This is a genomic window from Micromonospora sp. NPDC049257, from assembly GCF_040678915.1.
Lineage (GTDB): Bacteria > Actinomycetota > Actinomycetes > Mycobacteriales > Micromonosporaceae > Micromonospora > Micromonospora antibiotica.
Window position 1 is genome coordinate 283,685 of record NZ_JBFAQU010000001.1, and the last position, 4,080, is coordinate 287,764.

The window sequence follows — 4,080 nt, forward strand, 5'->3', positions numbered from 1 at the left end:
AGATCACCCACCTCCCGCCGGATGGGCAGAGCCCGGTGAAAGTAGTCCAGAGCCCGCTGGCGATCCCCCAAGCCGTTGTACACGGTGCCGATGTTGCTCAAGGTGACGGCCTCGCCCGCCCGATCACCCACCTCCCGCCGGATGGGCAGAGCCCGGTGAAAGTAGTCCAGAGCCCGCTGGCGATCCCCCAAGCCGTTGTACACGGTGCCGATGTTGTTCAGGGTGACGGCTTCACCGGCCCGATCATCCACCTCCCGCTGGATGGGCAGAGCCTGATGGAAATAGTCCAGGGCCTGCCGCCAATCCCCCAGACTGTCGTACACGCTCCCGACGTTGTTCAGGGTGATGGCTTCACCGGCCCGATCATCCACCTCCCGCCGGATAGGCAGAGCCTGACGGAAATAGTCCAGGGCCCGCCTCCGATCCCCCACGCGGTCGTACACGCTGCCAATGTTGTGCAAAATGGCGGCTTCACCGGCCCGGTTACCCACCTCCCGGTGGATCGGCAGGGCCTGATGGAAGTGCTCCAGGGCCCGCCGCTGATCCCCCAGGCTGATGTGCACGCCGCCGATGTTGCTCAGGGTTACGGCCTCGCCCGCCCGGTCACCCGCCTCCCGCTGGATGGGCAGGGCCCGGTGGTAATGGTCCAAGGCCTGCCGCCGATCCCCCAGGCTGTGGTAGACGTTGCCGATGTTGTTGAGAGTGACGCCTTCGTTGCCTGGGTGGCCGGCCTGCCGGTACATGATCAGGGCTTGCTGGTAGTCCTCCAGCGCCGGCTGGGGCCGGCCGGTCGACGCCCGCGCCCAGCCACGCTGGTAGAAGGCATCGGCGTCCGGGCCCAGGGTCAGGGTCGCGGTGGCCATGGCCTCGACGGCGGCGAACCGCGAGGTGCTCAGCCACGTCCGGCACACCCGGTTACTTGCGTCCCGGGCGATCTCCGGCTGTCGGCCCGCGACCGCGAGCCGGTGCACCTCGACCCAGCGGGCGAGGAATCGCGGGTCAGTGGCCATCGGCGGCGGTGGAGTCGAGGACCCAGAGTTGGTAGAGGGACCGGGCGGCGGCGGCGCACGCCTCGGTGTAGTCGTCGTCGGTGAGCAGAGGGCGGACGAGCGGGTGCAGGACGTTGGAGACGAAGTAGCGGGGCTGGTGGGTCTCGGGGTCGATGCCCTCTTCGAGCAGACCGAGTTCGACGGCCCGCTGGAGGTGCCGGGCGGCGTCGGGATGCTGGTGCAGGGCGTGGACGGTGGCGGCGGGGATCGGGAGTTCGACGACGTTGACCCGGGCGAGCATGCGGCGCAGTTCGAGGGGTTGGGAGTCGAGCAGGTTGTCGGCGAGGACAGTCTCCCGGCGGAACCGGTCGGCTTCGCCCTCAATGGCGGCGAGCAGGCCATCGACGTCGAGGGCGGCGTCGCCGACGATGCGGTTGAGCCAGTCGAGCAGGCGGGGGTTGCCGGCCGCGGCCTCGATCGCCCGGGTCCGGATGACGGGGTTGATCGTGGATTCGGGGCGCAGGTTGGCCAGGTTGGCGGTCTTCTTGGTCTGCTCGACGGGGGTGAGGGTTTCCAACGCTTCGACGGCGAGGGTGGTGCCGGCCGGGGTGGGGAAGCGGTAGCGGCTGGTGATGACGACGCGGCTCGGGCTGCCGGTGTCGCGGATGGCGGCCAGCAGGGCGGGCAGGATCTCGGCCATGGCCGGGGCGAGGACCCGGCTGCCGTCGTCGCGGGCGTCGAGGTTGCCGGTCTCGAAGTCGTCGAACACGAACAGGCAGGGCGTCCCGCCGAGCGGCCCGTCGACGTCGAGCAGGTACCGCAGCCGAATCGGAAGCGGGAGTTGCTCGTTGTCGAGGAGTTTGGCGGCCTCGGTCCTCTGGTCGACGTCGTCGAAGCGGACCTTGTCGATCAGTTCGCGGAACTTGATGGCGTCGACCCGGCCGTACCAGACGGCGCGCTGGTGGGTAGGCATGCGTTCCAGGAGCCGGGAGGCGAGGCTGCTCTTACCGAGCCCACCCATGCCGGCCAGCAGCAGGCCCTGGGCCGCGCCGGGGGTGTCGGCGGGTTGCCGCAGGGCGCGCAGGCAGCGCTGGATCACCCGCCGTCGGCCGACGAACTCGGCGCGGGACGCGACCCGGGACAGTTGGGTCTGCGGGTCCAGGAACTGCTGGTCGGCGGCGCGTACCTGCAACCGCTTGCGGCCCTTGGTGTGCAGCGGGGTGACCATGGGGGCCAGCGGGGACCGGTCGGCGTAGACCCGGAGCAGATGCCAGTAGCTGCTCTTCTTGTCGTGGAACAGGTGACGGCGTGCCTCGACGATGGCCCGGTCCAACGACCCGCCGTCGGCCAGGGCCCGGTAGAGGGCGGCGGCGAAGTCGGTGGCGGAGATGTCCCCGACCGGCAGCGCCCAGCCCAGCACCGCAGGGGCACCAGCGGCGACCAGACTCTCACTCATCGACGGAAACACCCCGCCTTCCGGAGCGTCGGCGGTCAGGCAACCGGAGACGAACACCAGCCTCGGCCAGTGGCCCTGCATCGCCTCGGCGAGTTGGTCGGCCGTCGCCCTGGTGGGTGCGCCGAACTCGTCCTCCAGGAGGAAGACCGGCTTCCCACCGTCGGTAGTGGCGTGCCCGCTCAGGTGCAGCACGTCGAAGTGGCCGGGCCCGTAGTCGCGGCTGAGGAACCGCAGCCCTTCCAGGGTGCCGCTCTCCTCCACCACCAGATCCGTGCCGGTGCGTCGGGTCGCGGCCAGGATCGCCGCCTCCTCGGCCTCGAAGTTGAGCACCGGCTCCACACCCTCGGGCGAGGCCGCCATGAACAGCACCCGCAACGGCCGGTTGCCCGGCACGACCGGGCCCGTCAACGCCGCGTGGTCGCCGACCGTCCGGACCGGCAACAGCGGTGCCCGCCCGGCCACCGTCAGGAAGGCCCCCTCCTGGGCCAGCAACTCCCATGGCAGGTGCCGCAGCCGCTGCTCGGCGGTGATCCGCAACACCGCTCCGGCGGGATGGGCCAGCATCGGGGTCAGCCACCGCTCGTCGCCGTCCAGGAACTCCGCCAGCCGGGTCCCCAGCTCGGCCAGCCGGGTCGCGCCGTACACCTTGTAGGCGGTGGCGTCGGTGCTGTAGTCGCGGCGTACCAGGGTGATCAGCTCGTCGACCGCGGCCCGGTCCAGGCTGCGGACCCGGGGTGGCTGGCCGTCGGCGGACAGCCGCAGCTCGTAGTGGTTGGAGGTCTGCTCGAAGACCTCCAGGTCGAAGGTACTCATCTGCCATCCCCGTCATGGTGGTCAGGTCAGTCCGGCCCGCAGCTCCGCCGCCCAGCTCGCGGCCCGCGCCCCGGACACCTCCACTGTGGCGCTTTCCATGACCACGTCTCCCCTGATGCGCCTGGTCAAGCCGGTCCGAGGCCGCCCACCGCCGGCCCGGCCAGGTGATCGACGGTGGACCTTGGGTGGCTACTGTACGTTTCCTTCGCGTCGCGCGACCGCTTCGTGAACCCGGCTCGGGTGACGACTTTCCGACTTACTGACCGGCTCCCTGCCATCGGGGGTAAGAACGTTCACGACCGATGCGCTGCCGCCCGCCGGGTGGTGCCACGGTCCGGTGGCGACCGCGTCGGCAACAAGGAGCATCAGGATGACCGAGGTGGAGTCGGGGATCGAGGATCGGGAAGCAGCACGACTCCGACCCGTCACTCCCACTGCGGCGGTCACCGTTGCCCGGTGGGTCGAGGTGCACCGGCTCGCGGTGGCCGGTCGGCAGCCGGTGATCGCCCGGGATGTCGGTTCCCGGGTGTGTCGGGTGTGGCTGCGTACCTCGCGGTTCGCCGCTGTAGAGGCCATGGCCACCGCGACCCTGACCCTGGGCCCGGACGCCAGCCCCTTCCACCAGCGTGGCTGGGCGCGGTCGTCGACCGGCCGACCCCGGCCGGCGCTGGAGGACTACCAGCAGGCCCTGACCCTGTACCAACAGGCCGGCCACCGGGCCGGCGAAGCCGCCACCCTCACCAGCATCGGCAGCGTGTACGACAGCCTGGGGGATCGGCAGCGGGCCCTGGAGTACTACCACCAGGCCCTCCCCATCCAGCG

General features: G+C 70.6%; 3 protein-coding genes. 1 reads left to right on the plus strand and 2 read right to left on the minus strand.

Going from position 1 to position 4,080, the window contains the following annotated elements; translation table 11 throughout:
* Both AB0K25_RS01135 and AB0K25_RS01140 read right to left on the minus strand, forming a co-directional pair.
* Positions 1–1,010 (minus strand): tetratricopeptide repeat protein (locus AB0K25_RS01135; RefSeq protein ID WP_363817664.1); only part of this gene is annotated, 1,010 nt, incomplete at its 3' end.
* Positions 1,000–3,258, minus strand: coding sequence for a CHAT domain-containing protein (locus AB0K25_RS01140; RefSeq protein ID WP_363817667.1), 2,259 nt, complete (start codon positions 3,256–3,258; stop codon positions 1,000–1,002). The genes AB0K25_RS01135 and AB0K25_RS01140, both read right to left, overlap by 11 nt.
* 370 nt (positions 3,259–3,628) lie before the next feature.
* Between AB0K25_RS01140 and AB0K25_RS01145 the strand changes: the two genes are divergently transcribed.
* Positions 3,629–4,080 (plus strand): tetratricopeptide repeat protein (locus AB0K25_RS01145; protein ID WP_363817670.1); only part of this gene is annotated, 452 nt, incomplete at its 3' end.

Bases quoted from the DNA above. Each gene is read 5' to 3' on its own strand.
- AB0K25_RS01140 (WP_363817667.1), bottom strand. From the start codon at position 3,258: ATGAGTACCTTCGACCTGGAGGTCTTCGAGCAGACCTCCAACCACTAC.